General features: G+C 73.7%; 16 protein-coding genes and 1 pseudogene. 9 read left to right on the forward strand and 8 right to left on the reverse strand.

The features are described from left to right. Position 1: 1 nt before the first annotated feature. On the forward strand, positions 2-3,625 hold the full coding sequence (locus tag IE244_RS03095) for a S8 family serine peptidase (RefSeq protein WP_191871037.1): 3,624 nt from the start codon (positions 2-4) through the stop codon (positions 3,623-3,625). A gap of 15 nt (positions 3,626-3,640) precedes the next feature. On the opposite strand, the gene IE244_RS03100 is transcribed toward IE244_RS03095, so the two are convergent. Next, complete coding sequence (locus tag IE244_RS03100) at positions 3,641-4,972, reverse strand: carboxyl transferase domain-containing protein (protein ID WP_191871038.1); 1,332 nt, start codon at positions 4,970-4,972, stop codon at positions 3,641-3,643. Continuing rightward, a complete protein-coding gene (locus tag IE244_RS03105; RefSeq protein ID WP_191871039.1) occupies positions 4,965-6,452 on the reverse strand; it encodes an acyl-CoA synthetase in 1,488 nt (495 codons plus the stop codon). The genes IE244_RS03100 and IE244_RS03105 overlap by 8 nt, the downstream gene beginning before the upstream one ends. 177 nt (positions 6,453-6,629) lie before the next feature. Here IE244_RS03105 and IE244_RS03110 point away from each other — a divergent pair, with 177 nt between their 5' ends. Continuing rightward, positions 6,630-7,514 (forward strand): ATP-grasp domain-containing protein, encoded by an 885-nt coding sequence (locus IE244_RS03110; protein ID WP_191871040.1) that lies wholly within the window; start codon positions 6,630-6,632, stop codon positions 7,512-7,514. A gap of 104 nt (positions 7,515-7,618) precedes the next feature. Here IE244_RS03110 and IE244_RS03115 read toward each other — a convergent pair whose 3' ends face one another. Then, positions 7,619-8,524, reverse strand: a complete 906-nt coding sequence (locus IE244_RS03115) for a LysR family transcriptional regulator (RefSeq protein WP_191871041.1) — start codon at positions 8,522-8,524, stop codon at positions 7,619-7,621. Positions 8,525-8,633: 109 nt separating this feature from the next. Between IE244_RS03115 and IE244_RS03120 the strand changes: the two genes are divergently transcribed. Further along, the gene (locus tag IE244_RS03120; protein ID WP_191871042.1) at positions 8,634-9,464 is read left to right on the forward strand and encodes an oxidoreductase; all 831 of its coding nucleotides are present in this window, start codon (positions 8,634-8,636) and stop codon (positions 9,462-9,464) included. A gap of 19 nt (positions 9,465-9,483) precedes the next feature. Here IE244_RS03120 and IE244_RS03125 read toward each other — a convergent pair whose 3' ends face one another. Then, positions 9,484-10,074, reverse strand: a complete 591-nt coding sequence (locus tag IE244_RS03125) for a hypothetical protein (RefSeq protein ID WP_191871043.1) — start codon at positions 10,072-10,074, stop codon at positions 9,484-9,486. 111 nt (positions 10,075-10,185) lie between these two features. Here IE244_RS03125 and IE244_RS03130 point away from each other — a divergent pair, with 111 nt between their 5' ends. After that, positions 10,186-10,959 (forward strand): IclR family transcriptional regulator, encoded by a 774-nt coding sequence (locus IE244_RS03130; protein ID WP_191871044.1) that lies wholly within the window; start codon positions 10,186-10,188, stop codon positions 10,957-10,959. Continuing rightward, positions 10,956-11,804: an SMP-30/gluconolactonase/LRE family protein gene (locus IE244_RS03135; RefSeq protein WP_191871045.1), complete on the forward strand. Its 849-nt coding sequence runs from the start codon at positions 10,956-10,958 to the stop codon at positions 11,802-11,804. The genes IE244_RS03130 and IE244_RS03135 overlap by 4 nt, the downstream gene beginning before the upstream one ends. A 121-nt stretch (positions 11,805-11,925) precedes the next feature. On the opposite strand, the gene IE244_RS03140 is transcribed toward IE244_RS03135, so the two are convergent. From IE244_RS03140 to IE244_RS03150, 3 genes are read right to left on the reverse strand one after another with little or no spacing between them, the layout of a single operon-like run. Continuing rightward, positions 11,926-13,329, reverse strand: a complete 1,404-nt coding sequence (locus tag IE244_RS03140; protein ID WP_191871046.1) for an FAD-dependent oxidoreductase — start codon at positions 13,327-13,329, stop codon at positions 11,926-11,928. After that, positions 13,322-14,545, reverse strand: a complete 1,224-nt coding sequence (locus tag IE244_RS03145) for an MAB_1171c family putative transporter (protein ID WP_373305705.1) — start codon at positions 14,543-14,545, stop codon at positions 13,322-13,324. The genes IE244_RS03140 and IE244_RS03145 overlap by 8 nt, the downstream gene beginning before the upstream one ends. 2 nt (positions 14,546-14,547) lie before the next feature. Further along, positions 14,548-15,231: a toxin-antitoxin system, toxin component family protein gene (locus IE244_RS03150; RefSeq protein WP_191871048.1), complete on the reverse strand. Its 684-nt coding sequence runs from the start codon at positions 15,229-15,231 to the stop codon at positions 14,548-14,550. A 276-nt stretch (positions 15,232-15,507) separates the two neighbouring features. Here IE244_RS03150 and arfA point away from each other — a divergent pair, with 276 nt between their 5' ends. After that, positions 15,508-17,022 carry an arabinosylfuranosidase ArfA gene (arfA, locus tag IE244_RS03155; RefSeq protein ID WP_191871049.1) on the forward strand — a complete coding sequence of 505 codons (1,515 nt, stop codon included), beginning with the start codon at positions 15,508-15,510 and terminating at the stop codon, positions 17,020-17,022. On the opposite strand, the gene IE244_RS03160 is transcribed toward arfA, so the two are convergent. After that, positions 17,023-19,974: a glycoside hydrolase family 35 protein gene (locus IE244_RS03160; protein ID WP_191871050.1), complete on the reverse strand. Its 2,952-nt coding sequence runs from the start codon at positions 19,972-19,974 to the stop codon at positions 17,023-17,025. A 75-nt stretch (positions 19,975-20,049) separates the two neighbouring features. On the opposite strand from IE244_RS03160, the gene IE244_RS03165 reads away from it, so the two are divergent. From IE244_RS03165 to IE244_RS03175, 3 genes and pseudogenes are all read left to right on the forward strand, one after another. Continuing rightward, positions 20,050-20,508 (forward strand): RrF2 family transcriptional regulator, encoded by a 459-nt coding sequence (locus IE244_RS03165; protein ID WP_191871051.1) that lies wholly within the window; start codon positions 20,050-20,052, stop codon positions 20,506-20,508. 137 nt (positions 20,509-20,645) lie between these two features. Further along, positions 20,646-21,299: a DUF4360 domain-containing protein gene (locus IE244_RS03170; RefSeq protein ID WP_191871052.1), complete on the forward strand. Its 654-nt coding sequence runs from the start codon at positions 20,646-20,648 to the stop codon at positions 21,297-21,299. 207 nt (positions 21,300-21,506) lie between these two features. Further along, positions 21,507-21,908: pseudogene (locus IE244_RS03175) on the forward strand (Crp/Fnr family transcriptional regulator); the annotation flags it as partial. Between the last annotated feature and the right edge of the window lie 105 nt (positions 21,909-22,013).

The raw sequence follows: 22,013 nt of genomic DNA on the forward strand, positions 1-22,013 counted from the left end.
GATGACCAGAGGACCAGGACGAGTCAGACACGGGGCGGCTCTGCTGGCGGCGGGCCTGGTGGGCGCCCTGCTTCCGGCCGGTCCGGCGGTGGCGGTGGCACACGTGGCCGCGCGCACCCCCGCCGACGCCGCCGCGGCCACCACCGTCACCCTCGTCACCGGTGACAGGGTGACCGTGACCGACCTCGGGCGCGGGAAGAGGACGGTCACCGTGCGGCGGGCCGAGGGCGCCACCGGCGCCGTACGGACGCAGGTGAGCAACGGCGCCGTCACCGTCGTACCCGACGAGGCACTGCCGTATCTGCGGGCGGGGACGCTGGACCGGCGGCTGTTCGACGTGAGCGGGCTGATCCGGCAGGGGCTGACGGACTCCGGGACGGACACGCTGCCGCTGATCGTCACCTACGGCGAGGGCGCGCGGACCGCCACCCCGGCCGGGACCGCGCGGACCCGGACCCTGACCAGCCTGCACGGGGCCGCGGTCGAGGCCGGCAAGGGGCGCACCTTCTGGCGGTCGTTCACCCGCCACGACGGCCTCGCCAGGGTGTGGCTGGACGGCAGGGTGAAGGCCGACATGGCCGAGAGCAACGCCCAGATCGGCACGTCGGCGGGCTGGGACGCCGGGCTCACCGGCAAGGGCGTCACCGTCGCCGTCCTCGACACCGGGGTGGACCTCGGCCATCCGGACCTCACGGACCGGGTGACCGCGGCCAGGAGCTTCGTCGAGGGTCAGGAGGTCGCCGACCGCAGCGGGCACGGCACACATGTGACCTCCACCGTCGGCGGCAGCGGCGCCGCCTCCGGCGGCCGGGAGAAGGGTGTCGCGCCCGAGGCCGCGCTCGCCGTCGGCAAGGTGCTCAGCGACCAGGGCTCGGGCAGCGAGTCCCAGATCATCGCCGGGATGGAGTGGGCGGCGCGGGACGTGCACGCGAGGATCGTCTCCATGAGCCTGGGCTCGACCGAGCCGAGCGACGGCACCGATCCCATGGACCAGGCCGTCGACACCCTCTCCCGGGAGACCGGCGCGCTCTTCGTGGTCGCCGCGGGCAACACCGGCGCCCCGTCCTCCATCGGCTCGCCCGGCGCCGCCGACGCGGCCCTCACCGTCGGCGCGGTGGACTCCGCCGACCGGGCCGCCTACTTCACCAGCGCCGGCCCCCGCTACGGCGACAACGCCCTGAAGCCCGACGTGTCCGCCCCCGGCGTCGCCATCCTCGCCGCCCGCTCCCAGCTCGTCTCCGGCAGCGGCTACTACACCTCCATGAGCGGTACGTCCATGGCGGCCCCGCACGTCGCCGGAGTCGCCGCCCTGCTCGCCCAGCGGCACCCCGACTGGACCGGCGCACGCCTGAAGGACGCGCTGATGTCCAGCTCGAAGCAACTCGGCGCCTCCGCCTACGCGCTGGGCGCGGGACGCGTGAGCGTGCCGGACGCCGTCGGGACCGGCGTCACCGCCACCGGCAGCGCCGACCTCGGCTTCCACAGCTGGCCGTACGACGCGAACAAGCCGGTGGCCCGGACCGTCACCTACAGCAACTCCACCGGAAAGGCCGCGGAGTTGACGCTGTCCGTGCACGGCGCCCCCGACGGGGTCGCCACCCTGGCCGACCGGGCCCTCACCGTGCCGGCCCACGGCACCGCCTCCACGACCGTCACCGGCGACGGGTCCAGGGCGCCGGTCGGCGAGACCAGCGGGCAGATCGTGGCCGTGGACCAGACCGGCCGCACCGTCGCGCACACGGTGTTCGGGCTGGTCAAGGAGGAGGAGCGGTACACGCTCACCGTCCACGTCAAGGACCGGTCGGGCGCTCCCGCCCCCGCCGACCTCACCGTGCAGCGGCTCGCCGCGGGGGAGGAGACCCAGGCGGTCCGCGTCGGCGGCTCCGGCACCCTCCGGCTGCGCCTCAAGCCCGGCCCCTACGCGCTCGCCACCTTCCTGGACGTGCACGGCAGCCATGGCGCCGACTCCCTCGGCCTCGGCTTCCTCACGGCGCCCCAGATCACCCTCGACCACGACCAGGACGTCACCCTGGACGGCCGGAGACTGCGCGAGGTCGAAGCCGGCGTGGACCGGCGCACCGAGACCCGCCAGCTCCTGATGGAGTACGACCGGCAGGCGAACGGCGCCGACCTCTTCGGCGCGGTCCAGGTGCCCCTCACCTACGACAGCGTCTTCGCCGCGCCCACGGCGAAGGTCACCGAGGGCGCCTTCGAGTACCGGACCGTGTGGCGGCTGGCCGAGCCGCAGCTGGAGGTCGCCGGGATCGGCGAGGCGACCGTCCAGCCGGGCGGCACCCTCATCGGGGGCCGGACCAGGCTGCCGCTCGTGGACGCCGGCGACGGCCCCTTCACCGGGGTCGCCGGCAAGGCGGTACTGGCCCGCCTCGCCGACGGCGCCGACCCGGCCGCGCTCGCCCGGGCCGCGCAGGACGCGGGCGCCCGGGCCCTGTTCGTCACGGACGACACGCCCGGCCGGCTGATGGCCTGGTGGGGGACCGACGACAACGCCGACCGGCCGCTGCAGATCGCCACCGTGGACGCGGCGGACGCCGCCCGGCTCCGCACGGCCGGCCGGGTCGACATGACCGGTACCGCCGACTCCCCGTACGTGTACGACCTGTCCGAGGGCCACCGGGGCGCGATCCCCGACCGGAGTCTGGTCTACACGCCCGGCAGGTGTGGACTGGCCGCCGTACGCGTGACGTTCCACGCGGCCCGGCCCGCCGACGGCGGTGAGTTCCGCTACTCCCTCACCGACACCTTCTCCGTCGGCCTCGGCTTCCTGGAACGGGTCCGCCTGCCCGCCGTGCGCACCGACTACGTCTCCACCGGCCCCGGCCAGCGCTGGCACGAGTCCGTGTCGGTCGGCGACGGCACCCTGGAGGAGCGCGGCGGCCTGGTCCGGTACGAGGGCGGTACGCGCCCGGCGCTGCACTGGTTCCGGCCCGTCTGGCACCCGTGGCTCGGCACCGGGCTCGGCTGGGGCCAGCAACGCGCCGGGAGGCAGATCCAGTTGAACACCCCCGGCTGGGGCGACTCCGGGCCCGACCACAGCGGGTTCGGGGACGTGTGGCGCGAGGACAGCGGCATGAGCCAGACCACCGCCGTCTACCTCGACGGCACCCTGGTCGACACGCGCACCGGGTCCGCCGCGTACGTCCGGGACGCACCCGCCGACGAGCACGCCTACAAGGTCGTCACGGACACCGTGCTGGACGCGGGACGCTGGACGCCGGCCTCGACGGGGCACAGCGAGTGGACGTTCCGCTCGGCGGCGACGGCGGAGGACCACTGGACGTATCTGCCGCTGATCAACCTCGCCTTCGACGTCGACACCGACCTCGCGGGGACCGTGCGGGGCGGGCGGCGGGTTCCGGTGGGCTTCGGTGCGTCGTACGTGGCGGGGGCCGCCGGGACGGGGACCCTGGGGGAGGGCCGGCTGGCGGTGTCGTACGACGGGGGTGCGACCTGGCGGGCGGTTCCCCTGAAGGGCGCGGGCGCCTCCTGGCGCGGCACGCTGACCGTGCCGCGCGGCGCGTCGTCCGTCTCGCTGCGGGCCACGGCCCACGACGACAAGGGGGGCTCGGTGACGCAGGAGATCGTCCGGGCGGTGGGGGTCCGGTAGCGCTCCCGGGGCGCCTCACACGATCCCCCTGACCACCCCCAGCTCCACCAGGTCCTGCGGTCGGATCCGCAGCTGGCCGGCGGTCGCCTCCACCTCCTCCCGGGGGCGCTTCAGGATCGCCGCCGCCAGTTCCGGGGCGATCACCGAGAAGTAACTGTCCGGGGTGGCCCAGGTGTTGCCCGGTGCGGCCAGCGCCAGGGCTCCGCCGGAGCCGCCCTCCCCGATGACGAGCGTGGTGATCGGGACCCGGGCCGCGGCCACCGCCCCGAACACCTCCGCGATCGCCGCGCCGGCGCCCTGCCGCTCCGCCTCCGCGTCGTTCGCGGCGCCCGGGGTGTCCACCAGCGTCAGCACCGGGATGCCGAGGCGGTCCGCCAGCCGGATCAGGCGGGCCGCGGTCCTGAAGCCGGCGGGGCGGGTCGCCGCTCCGGTCTGCGCGGCATAGGCCACGGTACGACCGTCCCGCTCGCCGAAACCGCACAGCATCCCGTCGGGATCCGTACCGCCGCACCGGTCACCGCTGAGGTCACGGCGGCGGCTGAAGAAGGAGTCCAGGTAGGCGTGCGCGCGCGGGCGCCGGGGGTCGCGGGCCCGCTGGACGGCGTCCCAGCCGGTGGCCGGAAGGCCGACGCCGCCCAGGGCCGGTGGCGGGGCGGGCGCGTCCGGGGCCGGGGACGTGAGCAGGCGAAGCCATGCCCCCAGGGTCTCCTTCAGCTCCGCCGGGGCCACCACCGCGTCCACCGAGCCCGCCGCCAGCTGGGACTCCGCCGTGTACGCGGACGGGTCGGCGTCGGACGGGCGGACGCGGGAGCCGGCGAAACCGACCTGGGCGCCGGGCAGGGCCAGGACGACGTCCGCGCCCGCACCGAGCGTGGCCCAGCCGCCGCCGGTCGTCGGGTCCCGCAGCACCGCGATCTGCGGCAGCCCCGCCTCCCGGGTGAGCGCCGACTGCCGGGCCACCCGCTGGAGTTGGCTCAGGGCGAGCATGCCCTCCTGCATCCGGCTGCCCCCGGTCGCGATCAACGGCACGACCGGCAGCCGGTGCGCGCGGGCGTGGGTGTACGCCGCCTCCAGGCGGTCGCCGGTGCGTTCACCCAGGGAGCCGCCGAGGAAGCCGAACTCGAAGGCGGTCAGCACCGCCGGGGTGCCCTCGACGCGCGCCGTGCCGCAGACGACCGACTCCTCCTCGCCGGTGCGCGCGGCGGCACGGGCGCGCGAGGCGTCGTACCCCTGCCAGCCGAGGGGCCCGTCGGGGGCCGACTTCCGCGACGGGTGCGGGAGTTCGCTGAAGGTGCCGGGGTCCGCGAGCAGGGTCAGTATCTCCCGGGCCGTACGTCGCTCAGCCATCGGCCAGTGCCCGCTTCATGATCTTCCCCATGTCGTTGCGGGGGAGCGCGTCCAGGTAGCGGACGACGCGGGGGCGCTTGTGCGGGGCGAGGCGACGGGCCACGTGGTCCGCCAGTTCCTCGGCCGTGGGCCGCGCTTCGGGGGCGGTGGGGACGATCCAGGCGACGATGCGCTCGCCGAGGTCCGCGTCCGGCTCCCCGGTGACCGCCGCCTCCCGCACTCCGGGGTGCTCCAGCAGCGCGTTCTCGATCTCACCGGCGCCGATCTTGTAGCCGCCGCTCTTGATCAGGTCCGTGGCCTTGCGGCCGACGATCCGGACGTACCCGTCGCTCTCCCGCACCGCCATGTCACCGGTACGGAACCAGCCGTCGGCGGTGAACGCGGCGGCCGTGGCGTCGGGCCGGTTCAGATACTCGGTGAAGAGGTTCGGCCCGCGGACCTGGATCTCGCCGACGCTCTCCCCGTCGTACGCGGTCAGCGGCGTCCCGTCCTCTTCCACGAGCCGCAGCTCGACGCCCGGCAGCGGGACGCCCACGGTCCCCGCGCGCGGCTCCCCGTCGGCCCGCACGCTGGTGTTCATGAGCGTCTCCGTCATGCCGTACCGCTCGATGACCCGCCGCCCGGTCGCCGTCGCGATGCGCTCGTGGTCGTGCACGGGCAGCGCGGCCGACCCGGAGACCAGCAGCCGGGCCCGGCCCAGCGCCTTGACCAGCTCCGGGTCCGCCGGCAGGGCCTCGGCGATCCGGTGGTACATCGTCGGCACCCCGAACAGCATGGTCGCCCCGGCGTTCAGCTCCCGTGCCACGCCGTCGGTGGAGAACCGCCCCAGGTGCCGGACGCCGCCGCCGCGCCGCAGCGGACCGAGGGTGCCCAGTACGAGCCCGTGCACATGGAACAACGGCAGCCCGTGCACCAGCACGTCGTCCGCCGTCCAGCGCCAGGCGTCGGCGAGCGCGTCCAGGGTGGTGGCGAGGGCCCTGCGGGGCAGGACGGCGCCCTTGGGCGGGCCGGTGGTGCCGGAGGTGTAGACGATCAGCGCCGGATCCTCGGCGGTGGCCGTCTCCCGCGGTGCGGCGCCGGGTCCGGCGGACGCGTCGACATCGATCCGCTCCAACTCGGCGAGGGTGTCGGGCAGTCGGCTGCCCGGCGCGGCCAGCACCAGCTCCGGCGCGCTGTCGGAGACGATGTGCGCGAGTTCCTTCTCGCCCGACTTCGGGTTCAGCGGCACCGCGGCGGCTCCGGCGAGCAGCACGCCCGTCACGGCGACGGCGGTCTCCAGCTCCGGTGTGGCCCACACGGCGACCCGGCCGGCGCCCCGCAGCCGGGCGGCGAGCGCACCGGCGGCCCCGGCCAGCTCGTCGTACGTCAACGACCGTTCGCCGAACCGCAGGGCGGTCCTCCCCCGGACTCCGTCCGGGGGGACCCCCGTCTCGCTGCGTTCGCCCGGACCGTCCGTCAGGGCGGGGAAGAGGGAGGACACGCGGCGCACTCCTAACCGTGGGACTGTCGCTTGACCGTCGGCACCTTCCTACACCAGGAGCCGCCTGCCGGCTCAGGTCCGCGGTGAACCGCGGTGGAGCGCCGTGCTCCCTCGTGCCGGACCGCGACGGTTGTTAGCCTCGCCGTGATCACACCGTCGTACGACAGGGAGTCCGCCGTGCCCCGCATCGCCCTCGCCACCTACGACCCCGGCGCCGAGCCCGGCAAGGACACCGACCTGCCGGAGCTGGTGCGGGCGCTGCGGGCGGCCGGCGCCGAGGCAGAGGCCCGGTACTGGGACGACCCGGACACGGACTGGGGCCGCTACGACCTCGTCGTCATCCGCTCCACCTGGGACTACAGCTGGCGGGCCGCGGAGTTCGGGGCCTGGGTCGAGCGGGTCGGCGCGCTCACCCGGCTCGCCAATCCGGCGCCCGTGGTGCGCTGGAACACCGACAAGCGCTACCTCGGCGAGCTGGCGGCGGCCGGCGTGCCCACCGTCCCCACGCGCTACATAGCGCCGGGTGAGCCGGCCGGCCTGCCCGACGGCCACGAGTACGTGATCAAGCCGACCTCGGGCGCGGGCGCCCGGTTCGCCGCCCGCTACACGCCCGCCGAGCACGAGCAGGCCGTACGCCACCTCACCCGGATGCACGCCGAGGGTTTCACCGCGATGGTGCAGCCGTACGTGCGGGGCATCGACGTCGGCGGGGAGCGGGCGCTGCAGTTCTTCGGCGGCCGGCTGCTGCACGCCAGCCGCAAGGGCGCCGTCCTCGCGCCGGGTACCGCGTACGACGCGGACAAGGTGGCGCATCCGGACCTGCGGCCGTGGCGGCCGACGCCGGAGGAACTGGTGCTCGCCGAGAAGGCGTTGGGCGCGGTTCCCGGCGGGGCCGGGCTGCTGTACGCGCGGGTCGACCTGGTGGACGGACAGGACGGGGAGCCTCGGCTGATGGAACTGGAGCTGGTGGAGCCGAACCTGTTCCTGTGGCTGCACCCCGGGTCGCTGGAGCGGGTGGTGGCGGCGGTGCTGGAGGCCGCCGACCCCGCGACGTCGGGGTGATCCGAAGAACACCCCCAGCGCCTGCCGGGGTGGCGTGAGGTGCCGTTCGGCGGCCGCGGCGCCGTCGTGGCCGGTCGCGCGGGTCCCCGCGCCCCCGCGGGGCCCTAGCGCGCCCGAGCCGTCTCCCGGCACGCCCGCGCGTACGCCCGCACCAGCGGCCGGTGGCCGTCCTCCCGCCGCCACGCCAGCGCGTAGCGGCTCGGTCCGATGCCACGGACCGGGCGCGTGGTGACGCCGCCCAGGGTGATCAGCGGGGCGTTGCCCTCGGCGACCAGGCAGATCCCGAGGCCGGCGAGCAGCGCCTCGTACGTCTCCTCCGCCCCGGAGATCTCCGCGCCGATCCGGGGCGGCCGGCCGGCGCGGGCGTCCAGCGCGAGCCAGTGGTCCCGCAGCCGGCCCGCGCTCCGTGGCAGGGCCAGGAACGGCTCGTCCAGCAGGTCGGCGAAGTCGAGCCCGGCGCGGGCGGCGAGCGGATGGGACTCGGGCAGGGCGAGCAGCCGGGGTTCCTCGGCGACCACCGTCCAGGCGTAGCGCTCCTCGTCGGGCAGCGGCAGCCAGACGAAGGCGACGTCCGCCGTGCCGTCCGCCAGGCCCGCCGTCGGGTCGTCCCAGCTCATCTGGCGCAGCCGGACCGTGACCGCGGGATGCGCGGCGGTGAACCGGGAGCGGACGGCCGGCAGCAGCCCGCCCCGGCCCGGACTGGTGCTCATGCCCACCACCAGCGTGCTGCGCTGGGCCGCCCTGGCCGCCTCGACGGCCGCCCCGCCCGCCTCCCACGCGGCCAGCACCTGCCGGGCGTGCGGCAGCAGCGCCTGACCGGCGTCCGTCAGCGCGACGCCGTGCCGGTCGCGCCGGAACAGTTCCGCCCCCAACTGCCGCTCCAGCGCGCGGATCTGCTTGCTCAGCGCGGGCTGGGAGACGTACAGCCTCTCGGCGGCGCGCGTGAAGTGGAGTTCCTCGGCGACCGCGACGAAGTAGCGCAGATCCCGGGCGTGCACGTCGATGGTCATAGCCGTTGGTTATCACCGTCGGTCTTGGACGGGCAACGGCTCGCGGCAGCAGTCTGGTACGTGTCCGCAACAGAGACACACAGACATGAAGAGAGCGGCGGGAGTCCTGATGAACAAGGTGTGGCTGGTGACCGGGGCGAGCAGCGGTTTCGGACGGGCGATCACCGAGGCCGCCGTGGCGGCCGGTGATGTGGTGGTCGGCGCGGCCCGGCGCCCGGAGGCCCTGGACGACCTGGTGGCCGCCCATCCCGACCAGGTGGAGGCGCTGCGGCTGGACGTCACCGACGTGGCCGCGATCGAGGAGGCGGTCCGGGATGTCGTGGCCCGGCACGGGCGGATCGACGTGCTGGTCAACAACGCGGGGCGCACCCATGTCGGAGCCGTCGAGGAGACGACCGACGACGAGCTGCGCGCCCTGTTCGACCTGCACTTCTTCGGACCGGCGGCGCTGGTCCGGGCGGTCCTGCCGCACATGCGGGAGCGCCGCTCCGGCGCCGTCGTGCAGATGAGCAGCATGGGCGGCCAGATGTCCTTCGCGGGGTTCGGGGCGTACAGCGCGACGAAGTTCGCCCTGGAGGGCCTGTCCGAGGCGCTCGCGGACGAGGTGCGGGAGTACGGCGTCAAGGTGCTCGTCGTCGAACCGGGCGCGTTCCGGACCTCGCTGTTCGGCACCGGCCGCGCCGGGGTCAGCTCCGACAGCGGGGTGTACGCCAAGGTCGGCGAGACCCGCGGCTTCGTCGAGGGCGGCGACGGCACCCAGCCCGGCGACCCGGCCAAGGCCGCGGCCCTCGTCCTGGCCGCGCTGGAGGCCGAGCACACCCCGCTGCGGCTGCCGCTCGGGGAGGACGGGGTGAGTGCCGTCCTGGCCCACCTCGACCAGGTCCGCGACGACGTCACCGCGTGGGAGAAGCGCACCCGCGCGACGGCCTTCGACGCCTGACCCGGCTTCGACGCCCGACCTAGCTGATCACGGCCGTCCTCTGGAGCAGGCCCCAGGTGAACTCGGCGACCACCTCGTGCCGTACGCCGTCCCGGTCGGGGGCGGTGAAGGCCAGCCCCCAGCGCGTCGGGGCGGTGCCCTCCAGCGGGCGGGCCGGGGCGAAGGCGCGGGCCACCTCGTCCACCGTGCAGGACCAGGGGACGAGGTCGTCCAGGGTCGCCGGCTCCGGGGCCACGGCACCCGGCGCGCGCACCAGCCACTCGTTCCAGACCGCCCCGTCCGGCCCGACCAGCACCTCGAAGCGCAGGCCGGGCCACAGGGGCAGGGCCCAGCGCCGGGCCTCGCAGTCGACGTCGCCGAGGCGGCGGGGGAGGACCGACTCGGGCTCTCCCAGGACCGAGCGGTAGCGGGCGGCGGCGGACCGGGCCCTCGGCGAGCGGACCATCGCCTGCCAGCGCTTGTTCGCCTCCCGCATGTCCTTGACCGAGGCGCCCAGCTCGCGCCGGGCGTCCTCGACCAGATCCGGATTGTGGTCGGCCATGCGGCGCAGCAGCACCAGCTGGAAGTCGACATGCATGGCACCCATGGTGCCCGGCGCGTTCCCGCCCATTGCCCGCGTACCTGTCCATGACTAGCCTGTGTTCGTCATGCCGATCGCCTGTTGATATCTCGAACGCCGGGGTGGCCAACGGGCGCTTAGACCCAAGGGAGGGGGCCGGACGTGGGACGCCTCGTGCCTGCCGTGACCCGGGCTCTCGACATTCTTGAGCTGTTCCTCGACGGGGACGGGACGCTCTCCGCCCCCGACATCGTGCGCAGGCTGCAGCTGCCGCGCACCACCGTGCACGAGCTGGTCACCACGCTCGCCGCACGGGCCTACATCGTGCAGGTGCCCGGTCAGCCCGGACGCTACCGGCTCGGCGTACGTCCGTACCAGCTCGGCAGCCGCTACGCCGAGCAGCTCGACCTCGCCGCCGAGGGCCAGCAGGTGGCCCGCGCGGTCGCCGAGACCTGCGACGAGACGGTGCACGTGGCGATCCTCGAAGGCACCGACGTCATCTACATCGCCAAGGTCGACTCCACGCACGCCGTCCGCATGGTCTCCGCGGCCGGCCGCCGCCTGCCGGCCCACTGCACCTCGGTGGGCAAGATGCTGCTGGCCTCGCTGCCGGAGCAGGAGCTGGCCGCACGGATCCCGGACGACGCCGAGCTGACCGCGATGACCCCGAACAGCATCACCGAACCCGGTGTGCTGCGCGAGGCGCTGGCGGAGATCCGGCAGCGGGGCATCGCGGTGGAGAGCCGCGAGTCCAACCCCGACGTGAGCTGTGTGGCCGCACCGGTGCGCGACCGCACCGGCCAGGTCGTCGCCGCCCTCTCCGTCTCCGTGCCGATGATCCGCTGGAGCGACGAGCGCCGGGCCGAGCTGGAGCAGCTGGCGGCCAAGGGCGCGGCGGAGCTGTCCGAGCGGCTGGGCCACCGGAGCGCGGCGTGAGCGCCGGGTACGAGGTCGCCGTACCGGCCCGGGCGGAGCTGGGTGAGGGACCGACCTGGGACCCGGCGACGGGCCGGCTGATCTGGCTCGACATCCTGGGCATGCGCGTCCACACCTACGACCCCGCGACGGGCCGTCGTACCTCGCGGACGACGGAGCAGCACGTGGGCGCGGTCAAGCCCCGGACGGGCGGCGGCCTGGTGCTCAACCTGCGGGACGGCGTGGGCCTGCTGGACCCCGACGGCGCGTTCCGCTGGCTGCACCACGAGCCGGTCACCGGCCGCCGCGCGAACGACGCCGCGGTCGCGCCGGACGGCTCGCTGTGGGCGGGCACGATGCGCTACGACGAGGCGCCGGGCGGCGGCACGCTGAGCAGGCTGACCGGCGACGGGGCGGTGGAGACGGTCCTGCCCGACGTCACGATCAGCAACGGCACGGGCTGGAGCCCCGACGGGCGCCTCCTGTACTACGTGGACACCCCGACCCGCCGGGTGGACGTCTTCGGCCACGACGGCGGACGGGTCAACGGGCGCCGGCCGCTGGTGGAGATCGAGGAGGGCGCGGGATTCCCCGACGGCCTGACGGTCGACGCGGACGGCTGTGTGTGGGTGGCGCTGTGGGACGGGGGAGCGGTGCGGCGGTACACGCCGCGCGGCGAGCTCGACCGGGTGATCAGGGTGCCGGCCGCGCGGACGACCGCGTGTGCCTTCGGCGGCGCGGACCTGACCGACCTGTACATCACGACAGCCCGCGTCGGCCTGACGGCCCCGCATCCCCTGGCGGGGTCCCTGCTGGTGATCCCGGGGGCGGGCCAGGGCCTGCCCCAACCGGCGTTCCGGGGCTGACCCCGCAAGCGGCCGCTCCCGCGCGCGGGCGGGTGCCCCGAGGGCCGGCGGCACCGCGGTTCCCCGAGGGGCGCGGGGAACCGCGCGATGCGCTTCCCCCGGCCCGCGGCCGGACGACGGCCTACAGGACCCCCGCCGCCTTCTGCTCCTCCGCGGTCAGCGGAGGCCCCGCCAAGGGGGGCCGCAGCGGGCCCAGCGCCGCCGCGACCAGCACGCTCGGCGTCAGGAGCACCTGCGCCCCCCGCTCCAGTGACGTCACGTCGGTGACCCGGCGGGCGATGCGCCCGTTGCCCGTCGCCGTGCGCATCAGGCGGTCGACGTAGGCGGACAGGAGCCGGTCCCGCACGGTCGGGCCGGAGGCCGCCGCGCCCGGGTAGAACACGTCCTGGCCGAGGGCCAGGTCCCACGCCGCGCGCACCGGCCGGGCGGCCGCCCGCTGCACGCGGCGCGCCAGTCCCGGCGCGCCCCAGCCGTGCCGCCGCAGCACCGCGCGCAGCCGCACCGCACTCTGCGCGGCGGCGGCCAGACCATGGCCGTACACCGGGTTGAACACGGCGAGCGCGTCGCCGAGGACGGCGAAGTTCTCGGGCCACGCCGGCATCCGCTCGTAGAAGTGCCGGCGGTTGACCGTGGAGCGGGTCACCGAGACGTCGGACAGCGGCTCGGCGCGCTCCAGCAGTTCGCCCAGCAGCGGGTGCCGCAGCTTCTCGCGGGCGAAGGGGATGAAGTCCTCGTTCGCGGCGGAGGGTTCGCCGCCCCGGGTGCCGGCGAGGGTGGCGATCCAGCGGCCGTTCTCGATGGGGAGGAGGAAGCCCGAGCGGCCCGGACCGTCGCCCCGCGGATCGGACTGCAGGTTGACCACCGGGAACTCCTCCCGGGCGGCCTCGGGGGCGAGGAAGAGCCGGCTGGCGTACACCACGCCCGGGTCGATCTCCCGGCACTCCGGTGCGGGCAGTCCGAGGCCGGCCAGCCAGTGCGGGGCCCGGGACCCGCGCCCGGTCGCGTCGATCACGAGGCCGGCCGGCAGGGTGCGTTCTGCGCCGTCCCGCGCCCGGATCCGTACGCCGGTGACCGCGGCGGCGGTGCCGGTGAGGCCGAGGGCCTCGGCCGCGTCGAGGAGTTCGATCCGCTCGTCGGCGAGCACCCGCGCGCGGATCGTGGCGTCCAGCAGATCCCGGCCGGCCAGGAGCACATGATGGGACTCGGGCCAGCGCCGGAACCAGCCCTGCGCGGACAGCGCGACCACACCGGTCGTGACCGGATGCCGGCGGCCCCCGGCGGCCTTGAGCGCCTCGGTGAGCCCCGGCAGCAGCTCCTCCACGGCCCGCACCCCGCCCGACCACAGCATGTGGGCGTGCCGGGCCTGCGGCAGCCCCTTGCGGGGCGCGGGGCCCTCGGGCAGGGCGTCGCGTTCCACCACCACGACCCGGTCGGCGAACTCGGCCAGGGCGCGTGCCGCGAGCATGCCGGTATGGGATCCCCCCAGCACGACGGCGGTTCTTTCGGGGGAGGGGCGTTCACTCATGCGCGGGCACGCTCTCTGCCGGGGCGGTCGCGCGGGCGCGTACCGCCGTGATGTCGTCGGGGTGGCGGAGGGCTTGGGACACGGCCTGGATCTCCTGCAGCAGGTACGTCGTGTCGGGGCCGGACGGGGAGCCGGCTCCGTCGGTCCGTGGCGGCCGGCTGCCGCCGGCCGCGTCCAGCAGGGTCACGGCGGCGGCGAGGGCCCTGGCCCGGCCGGGTTCGAAGCCGAGGGCGAGGGCGGCCTCGTACGAGCGCCCGCGCAGGTCCTCGTCGAGGTGCCGGGACAGTTGCAGCAGCGCGTCGCGGATGAAGGTCTCGCGGCGGATCAGGCGCAGTTCGGCGGGTGCGTGCGGGGCGAAGGGCTCGCGCTCGCCGGTGACGGTCCGCGTCAGCTGGTAGAGGGGGCCGAGGCCGCGGTGGCGCAGGCGGACGTGCCAGCGCTCGTGCAGGTACTGGCCGACGTGCGGGACGATGAAGCCCACCGCGACCAGGGTGGCGGACACGCACGCGCCCGCCGGGGCCACATTGGTGCTCAGCCAGTCCAGGTCGTGTCCGGTCCACCGGGCCACGACGGCCGTGAGCTTGGCCGCGTCGAAGAACAGGTTCGTGGCATAGCCGACGCCCAGCAGCCCGAGCCCCCAGCGCAGCCACGCGTCGAGTCCGTCGGTGCGGATCCAGTTCCAGATCAGCCGGGCCGTGATCGAGCACGCCACGGTGTGCGCGACGAGGTAGAGCAGGATCTCCTCGCGCATGAAGGGGGTGTTGGCGTAGTACGTGTCGAGGTCCCGCAGCCGTTCCTCGGGCACGTCCGCGAGCGCGAACAGCACCCACAGGGCGGCCACCACGCCCGCGTAGATGCTGACGACCCAGCGGGTCACCCGGCGGGTCTGCGCGGAGCGGTCGGAGCGGCCGTTGCGCCAGGCGATGATCAGCAGCAGCCAGGACGCGCAGAGCGCGGTGAGCAGGGAGTACACCAGGGGCGCGGAGATGTTCGGCACCCCGGCGACCCGGTTGGTCCAGGCGATGGTCCGCGGGGCCGCGAAGACGAACACCGCGCAGGCGAACAGCAGCAGACCGCCGACGGCGCGCAGCATCGGATCCCGCCACATCTTGATGATGCTGGGCAGCTTGATCACCAGAGCGGCGGTCAGCACGGCCGTGGGGATCCAGAAGGAGATGGAGACCTCCCCGAGGAAGCCCGAGGAATCGAGCGCCAGCCTCACCGCGTGGTTCCTCCCTTTCCAGGCGCCCGGTACGCCGCACCGGCGCGTCCCTTCGGCTCACCCGGTTGCGTGCGTCCGCGATAGCCGAGGGTCCGTTGCACCGGGTTGAGGGTCTGCGGCGCCGGGGCGGGGTGCGCGGCGGTCCCGGAGCCGGCGACGTGCGGCCGGAACAGGGCGGCCAGGCGGTGCCCGAAGTCGTCGGCCTCGGCCTCGTCGGCCTCGCGGGAGCCGTTGCGGGCGGCCACGGTCAGCGGCACGTCCTGCCAGCCGGGCCCGTCGGCGAGCGCGCGGGCCGCCGCGTCACCGGCCAGGTGCTGGTGCCGGTGCCCGGCGTGCAGGTGCCACAACTCGTGGCCGAGGATCACCAGTTGCTGCACGGCCTCGGCCCGCTCCTCCACGATCACCAGGTCGAAGTCGGCGAACTCCAGCCACAGCCCGGTGACCTCGATCTCGTCCGGGAACCGCTCGAAGCGGAGTTCCACCGGCCGTCCGCCGCGCAGTGCGCTCATCTCCTCGCACACGGCCCGGCACACCTCCCGTACACCGTCCGGCGTGGTGGGCCGGGCGCGGACGGCGGTGGCGAGGTCGCCGGCCAGTGAGCGCATCGCCGAGCCGGGACGGGAGCGCCGCAGCCGTGCGGAAAGGCGTATGGCCCGTTCACGCGCGCCCGCGATGCTCATCGGTCTCCCTTCTGCCGGTCCGAGCGTACGCGTCTGGGCGTGTCCCCGTCATGAGGTCCAGGCGAGCTTCGTCAAAGAGGAAACCACCTATGAGCTTGTGCCCGACCCATTGACGGCGGAAGCGCTTCGAATCTACGGTCCGGTTCGAACTTGCGAGCATCATTCGGTATATCGAACATCGTGACGCGCTTCTGGAACGTAAGGGCGGCATGGGCGCGATCAGCCACCCCGCACCCGCACCCGCCCACGAACCTACACACCACCCCGGAAGGCGCCATGCACACCGCCCGCTTCACCCTTGACCCCGCTTTCACCGTCGGCCCGGTCAACCCCCGCCTCTTCGGCTCCTTCGTCGAACACCTCGGCCGCTGCGTCTACACCGGCATCTACGAGCCGGAGCACCCCGCGGCCGATGCCGAGGGCCTGCGGACCGACGTCCTGGACCTCGTCCGCGAACTCGGTGTCACCGCCATCCGCTACCCCGGCGGCAACTTCGTCTCCGGATACAAGTGGGAGGACTCGGTCGGCCCCGTCGAAGACCGCCCCCGCCGACTCGACCTCGCCTGGCACTCCACCGAGACGAACCGGTTCGGCCTCTTCGAGTACATCGCCTTCCTGAAGAAGCTCGGCCCCCAGGCCGAACCCATGATGGCCGTCAACCTCGGCACGCGAGGCGTCGCCGAGGCGCTGGAACTGCAGGAGTACGCCAACCACCCCTCCGGCACCGCCCTCTCCGACCTCCGGGCGGCCCACGGCGCCAAGGAACCCTTCGGGATCAGGCTGTGGTGCCTCGGCAACGAGATGGACGGGCCCTGGCAGACCGGGCACAAGACGGCCCGGGAGTACGGCCGGCTCGCCGCCGAGACGGCACGGGCGATGCGCCAGGCCGACCCCGCCGTGGAACTGGTCGCCTGCGGTTCCTCCAGCCAGGCCATGCCGACCTTCGCCGCGTGGGAGGCGACCGTCCTGGAGGAGACGTACGACCTGGTCGACCACATCTCTCTGCACGCCTACTACGAGCCCGTCGACGGCGACCTGGACTCCTTCCTCGCCTCGGCCGTCGACATGGAGTCCTTCATCGAGAACGTGGTCGCCACGGCCGACCACATCGGTGCCCGGCTCAAGTCCAAGAAGAAGATCAACCTCTCCTTCGACGAGTGGAACGTCTGGTACCTCTCCCGCTGGGAGGAGCACGCCCGGACGATCGCCCCGTCCGACTGGCCCGAGGCACCCCGCCTGCTGGAGGACGACTACAGCGTCACCGACGCCGTCGTCTTCGGCTCGCTCCTCATCGCCCTGCTCCGGCACGCCGACCGCGTCACCGTCGCCTGTCTCGCCCAGCTGGTCAACGTGATCGCCCCGATCATGACCGAGCCGGGCGGGCCGGCCTGGCGGCAGACCACGTTCTTCCCGTTCGCGCAGGCCTCGAAGTACGGCCGGGGCGAGGTGCTCGACGTACGGGTGGACTCGCCGACGTACGAGACGAGGAAGTACGGCGAGACGGACCTGCTGCACGCCACGGCCGTCCGCGCGGCCGACGGCACGGTCACGGTCTTCGCCGTCAACCGCGGCCGTACGGGGGCCCTCCCGCTCCAGGTCGCGCTCAACGGGCTCGACCTGACGTCCGTCACCGAGCACAGCGCCCTCGCGGACGCCGACCCCGACGCCCGCAACACCGCCGACGACCCCGGCCGGGTCACCCCGCACCCGGTCGAGGGCACCGCCCTGAAGGACGGCACCCTCACCGCCGTACTGGAGCCGCTGTCCTGGAACGTGATCAGGCTCGCGTGATCAGACCGGCGTGACCGGCACTCCGCCGCTCGCCCTGCCGAGCAGCGTCAGGCCCACCTTCCCCGGACCCGACAGCGTGGTGAACTCCGACAGGACCGCCAGCGCGAGGGTGTTGGTGCCCCGGGTGCGCAGGACGCCGTTCGGCAGGACGAAGGTGTGCTGCGGCCCCACGTTGTTGATGTACTGGCCCATGTTCCAGCCGTTGAGGAAGATCTGCGCCCGGTAGGCCCGGTACGGGTCGTCCTGAAGGGTCAGGCCGACCGAGGCGTCGATGTCGGCCGGGACCGAGAGGCGGAAGGTGGTCCGGTACCAGGTCACCCCCTGGTACCGGGCGGCACGCGGGAAGTCCGCCGGCTCCCAGTCGTGGTCCTGGAAGCCGGGCAGGTGCCAGCCCTCCCGCTCGCCGTACAGGCCGCCGTTGTTCAGCGGACCGCGCACGGGGTCGGGGGCCTTCTCGCCCTGGATCCGCCAGCGCACCGTCGGAGAGGTGCCCTTGAAGGTGGCCGCCGTCAGCCCGCGGGCCACCTTGTGCGTGTCGAGCCCCTTGCCGTCCTGGTCGTGCTGCATGCGCCTGACGAGGACGGACAGCACATGCCGGCCGGGCGAGCGCAGCTCCTCCCGCACGGGGAAGGCGGCCGTCGCCGACCAGCTGCCCTGGCGCACGGTCGCGTCCTTGCCCGGCACCGGCATCCGGTGGGTGCCCAGCGGCTCGCCGTCCAGCCAGGCCATCAGCAGGCCCTGGGTGCCGGTCGTGTAGGCGAGCGCGATCTCCTCCAGGCCGGTGGAGCCGGTGAAGGTGCCGCGGTACCAGACGTCGCCGTAGTGGAAGCCGTAGTCGTCGGCGAAGAGGACGGGCTGACCGGCGGGGACGGGCGTGGTGCTGAACGACGTCTTCTTGTCCGCTGCCTTCCAGCCGGAGTCGTCGAAGCCGGGCCCGGCCTCCGGGTTCTCGGTCCGCATCCGCCAGCCGCCCAGCTCGGGCAGCTTCACCTCGGGTGCGGCGGGCAGCAGACCGGTGGTCATCAGGCTGCCGGACAGGGTCACCCGGGTGGGCAGGGTGCGGCCGTTCCACACCAGGGTGTCGATCCCGCGCGGCCCCCACACCTCCACGCTCGTCGTCTCGGTGACGTCACCGGTCAGACGGACCTCGGAGCCGTGCAGTTCGACGTGCCGCAGCACCGACGGGCCGTACACCAGCAGGGTCCCCGACGGGGTGTCGTACGGGAACAGGCGTACGGCGGTGGCGTCGTCGGCGAAGAGCAGCAGGAGCGGGGTCTCGGTCTCGCCCTTCTGCACCAGCACACGGGTCAGCCCGCCCTGGCCGAGCGGGACGTTCACATGCAGTTCGTCGTCGGCGAAGGCCCAGGCGGCCTCGGGGTCGAGCCGCATGACGTCCGGCTCGACCGGGCACTTCAGCACCAGCTCGGTCATGTCGTCACGGCGCCCCGCGAACAGCGCGATGTCCTGCCGGCCCGCCGTCAGGCACAGCACGGGCTCGGCGGTCGCGTACTTCAGCGTCCGCTTGCCCAGCTTCAGCCCGGTCGTGAACAGACGGGCGTCCTTGCCGGGCACCGTGATCCGCAGCCGGCCCGCGTCGGTCGGCAGGTCGGTGGTCACCGCGTCCCCGCCGTCGTTGCGGGCGACGTAGACATGGGAGCCGGTGTCCGGGTTGGTCAGGTGGTAGACCTTCAGGCCCTTCGCCGTCACGTCCGCCGCCCGGTCCAGCTTGGCGAAGTCGGGCACGCGCTGGAGCAGATGCCCGAGCTGGTGCATCGGCGCGATCTTGTCGGTGACGTTCCGGCCCTCGTCGATGGCGGCGCCGTAGTCGTACGACGTGTAGACGACCGGCGCGGGCAGCCAGCCCCAGGAGGTCCCGCCGAACGTCATGTACACGTTGTGCAGGGTGAGTCCGTTGGCGAGGTTGGTGAGGTAGAAGCGCCGCTCGTAGGCCGCGTCCCGGGTGCGCCGCGACTCGGCGTACCCCTTGCCGTCGAACCAGGCGCCGCCCCACGGGTCGAACCAGCCGCCGCCGAACTCCGGCACGAACCCGGGTGTGGACGGCGAGGCGCTGGCCCCGCCCTTCGGTCCGCCGGGCCCGAACGTCCCCCAGTCCGGCGGGGTCTCCGACGGCGACGGATAGCCGTCGAAGCCGTACAGCCAGCCGCCCTTCTCGCCGCCGGTGTCGAACGACCCGGGCACCCAGTAGCCGTTGCGCAACTTGTCGTTGTGGAACAGCGGGACGTCGATGCCGTCCGCCCGCACCTTCTTGTACAGGTGGGACAGGTACGCCTGGCCGGTGGCGTCGACGTGGGCGTCGAACTCGTTCTCGATCTGGTACAGCAGGACCGTGCCGGTGCCCTGGGTGAACAGATGCCTGCGCACGATCCGGTTCACCTGGGTCAGCCATGCGTCGACGTGCCCCAGGTACGTCGGGTCGTCGGTGCGGGCCCGGCCCTTCGTCGCCGTCAGCCAGCCGGGGAAGCCGCCGCCGTCGACCTCGGCGTTGATGTACGGGCCGGGCCGCAGGATGACGTACAGGCCCGTCTCGGCGGCCGTGCGCAGGAACAGGTCCAGGTCCCGGACGCCGGTGAAGTCGTACCGGCCGGGCGCGGGGGAGTGGTAGTTCCAGGCCACGTAGATGCTCACGGCGTTGTACCCGTGGGCCCGCATCTTCTGCAGCACGTCACGCCACAGGGAGGGGCTGGGCAGCCGGAAGGGATGCATCTCGCCGGACCACACGACCAGCCGTCTGCCGTCCACGAGCAGCGAGTACCGGTCGTACCCGATCGTGTGCCGGTTGCCGTCGGCCGTCGGCGGGGCGGGGGCCGGGCCGGTCGGCACACTGTGCGCCGCGTACGCCGAAGGCGCCCCGGGGCCGCCGCTGCTGCCGAGGGCGAGCCCGAGCGCGGTCGAGCCGGTCAGGGCACTGAAGGTACGTCTGCTGAGCGCCAAGGTGGATCCTCCCGGGCGATCTTACGGGGCGCGGGTGCGGCCATTCTCCATGCGGCGACGGCCCACAATGGATCCATGAGGATCTCGGCACGGGCGGATTACGCGGTACGGGCGGTACTGGAGCTGGCCGTACGGCAGGGTAACGGCCCGGTGAAGGCGGAGGAAATCGCCGCCACGCAGGGCATCCCGCACAAGTTCCTGGAAGGGATCCTGGGCGACCTCAGGCGCGGCGGGATCGTCGACAGCCGGCGTGGCGGGGGCGGCGGCTACCGGCTGGCGCGGGACGCCGCCGCCGTCACGGTCGCGGACGTGATCCGCGCGGTGGACGGACCGATCGTCTCGGTCCGCGGCGAACGCCCGACGGGTCTCGCCTACACCGGCACCGCGCAGCCCCTGCTGCCGCTGTGGATCGCGCTGCGCGCCAACGTCCGCCGGATCCTGGAGGGCGTCACCCTCGCCGACCTCGCGGCGGACGCGCTGCCGGAGCCCGTCCGGGCGCTGGCGGCGGAACCGGCGGCGTGGGAGAACCCGTGACGGGCGGTGTGAACAGCCGGTTGTGAATGGCCGAAGTCGGCCCTCCCGGGGGTGAACGGGGCTTCCTACGATGCGGAGCGCCTCAGGCTCTCCACAGGTTCCACACAGACCCCCCACTCCACGACACGGGAGAATCCATGGCTGGTGGCCTCCTCCTGAGCGGTGCCGTCGCGGCGCTGCTCAGCAGTGCACTGCCCGCGCACACGCCCGCCTCCGGCGTGTTCGACAATCCGCCCCCGGACAAGATCGTCATCGATGTGGCGACGGTGAACGGCTCCGGCTGTCCCGAGGGCACGGCCGCGGTCGCCGTCTCGCCGGACAACACGGCCTTCACGGTGACGTACAGCAGCTATCTCGCCCAGGCCGGCGGCAACTCCGACCCCACGGCCTTCCGCAAGAACTGCCAGCTCAACCTGGTGGTCCACGTGCCCCAGGGCTTCACCTACGCCGTGGCCAGCGCCGACTACCGCGGCTTCCTGTCGCTGCAGCCCGGCGCGAGCGCCACCCAGAAGGCCTCGTACTACTTCCAGGGCTCCTCGCAGACCGTGCCCAAGAGCCACCCCTTCAGCGGTGCCTACAACGACGACTGGCAGGCCACCGACAGCACGGACTGGGCGCAACTGGTCTGGGCGCCCTGCGGGGTGCTGCGCAACTTCAACATCAACACCGAGCTGCGGGTCAACGCCGGCACCACGTCCCCCGGCAAGGTCAGCTTCATGACGATGGACTCGACGGACGGGGACATCAGCACGGTGTACCACCTGGCGTGGAAGCAGTGCCCGAACGCGTAGGCGGGCGTCCGCCACGCCGGCCACTCTGAGTGCGCACTGGCTCCGGGCGGCTCTCGGCGGTGAGCGGTCACCCATTGGTTGACCTGCGGAATCGTTCGACCTGGAGCGTTGTGTGTCAGGGGCGTGCGAGGGGCGCATGTTCGGTATATCGCGTGCCTCGCGCGCCGCCTGCTCCGATAACTCAACGTAAAGAGCGCTCTGCTACTTCTGTGCAGGCAGCGTGACGACAGCAGGTCGTCGCGCGAATCCCGGACTCTCGCCACCATCAAGTCCGAACCCCAGATGCAGGGCATGAGCTCTTGCTGGGCGACCCGCATCCTGTCCTGGGTGAACGTGCCCGGCGCGACCTACCGGGTCAACCGCCGCCTCTCCTGCACCGTCGGCGACGGCCGCGTGAGCTTCGTCAAGACCGGCTCCAAGATCCAGGTGGTCCCCGCCGAACTGGGTGAACTGCCGCTGCTGCGCGGCTTCTCGGACGACGACGCGCTCGGTGCGCTGGCCGACAGGTTCGTGCAGAAGGAGTTCGCCCCGGGCCAGGTCATCGCGCAGCAGGGCCGCAAGGCCGACCACGTGTACCTGATCGCGCACGGCAGAGAAGCTCGGCGAGGGCCCGTACGGCGGCATCCTGGAGCACGTCGAGGTCGCCCGGACGAACGGGAACTGACGACGGCGTCGCCGATCCCCCGGGCCACGGCGCCCTCCCCGCCCCCGCGC

Source organism: Streptomyces filipinensis (assembly GCF_014649495.1).
In the GTDB taxonomy this organism is placed as follows: Bacteria; Actinomycetota; Actinomycetes; order Streptomycetales; family Streptomycetaceae; genus Streptomyces; species Streptomyces filipinensis.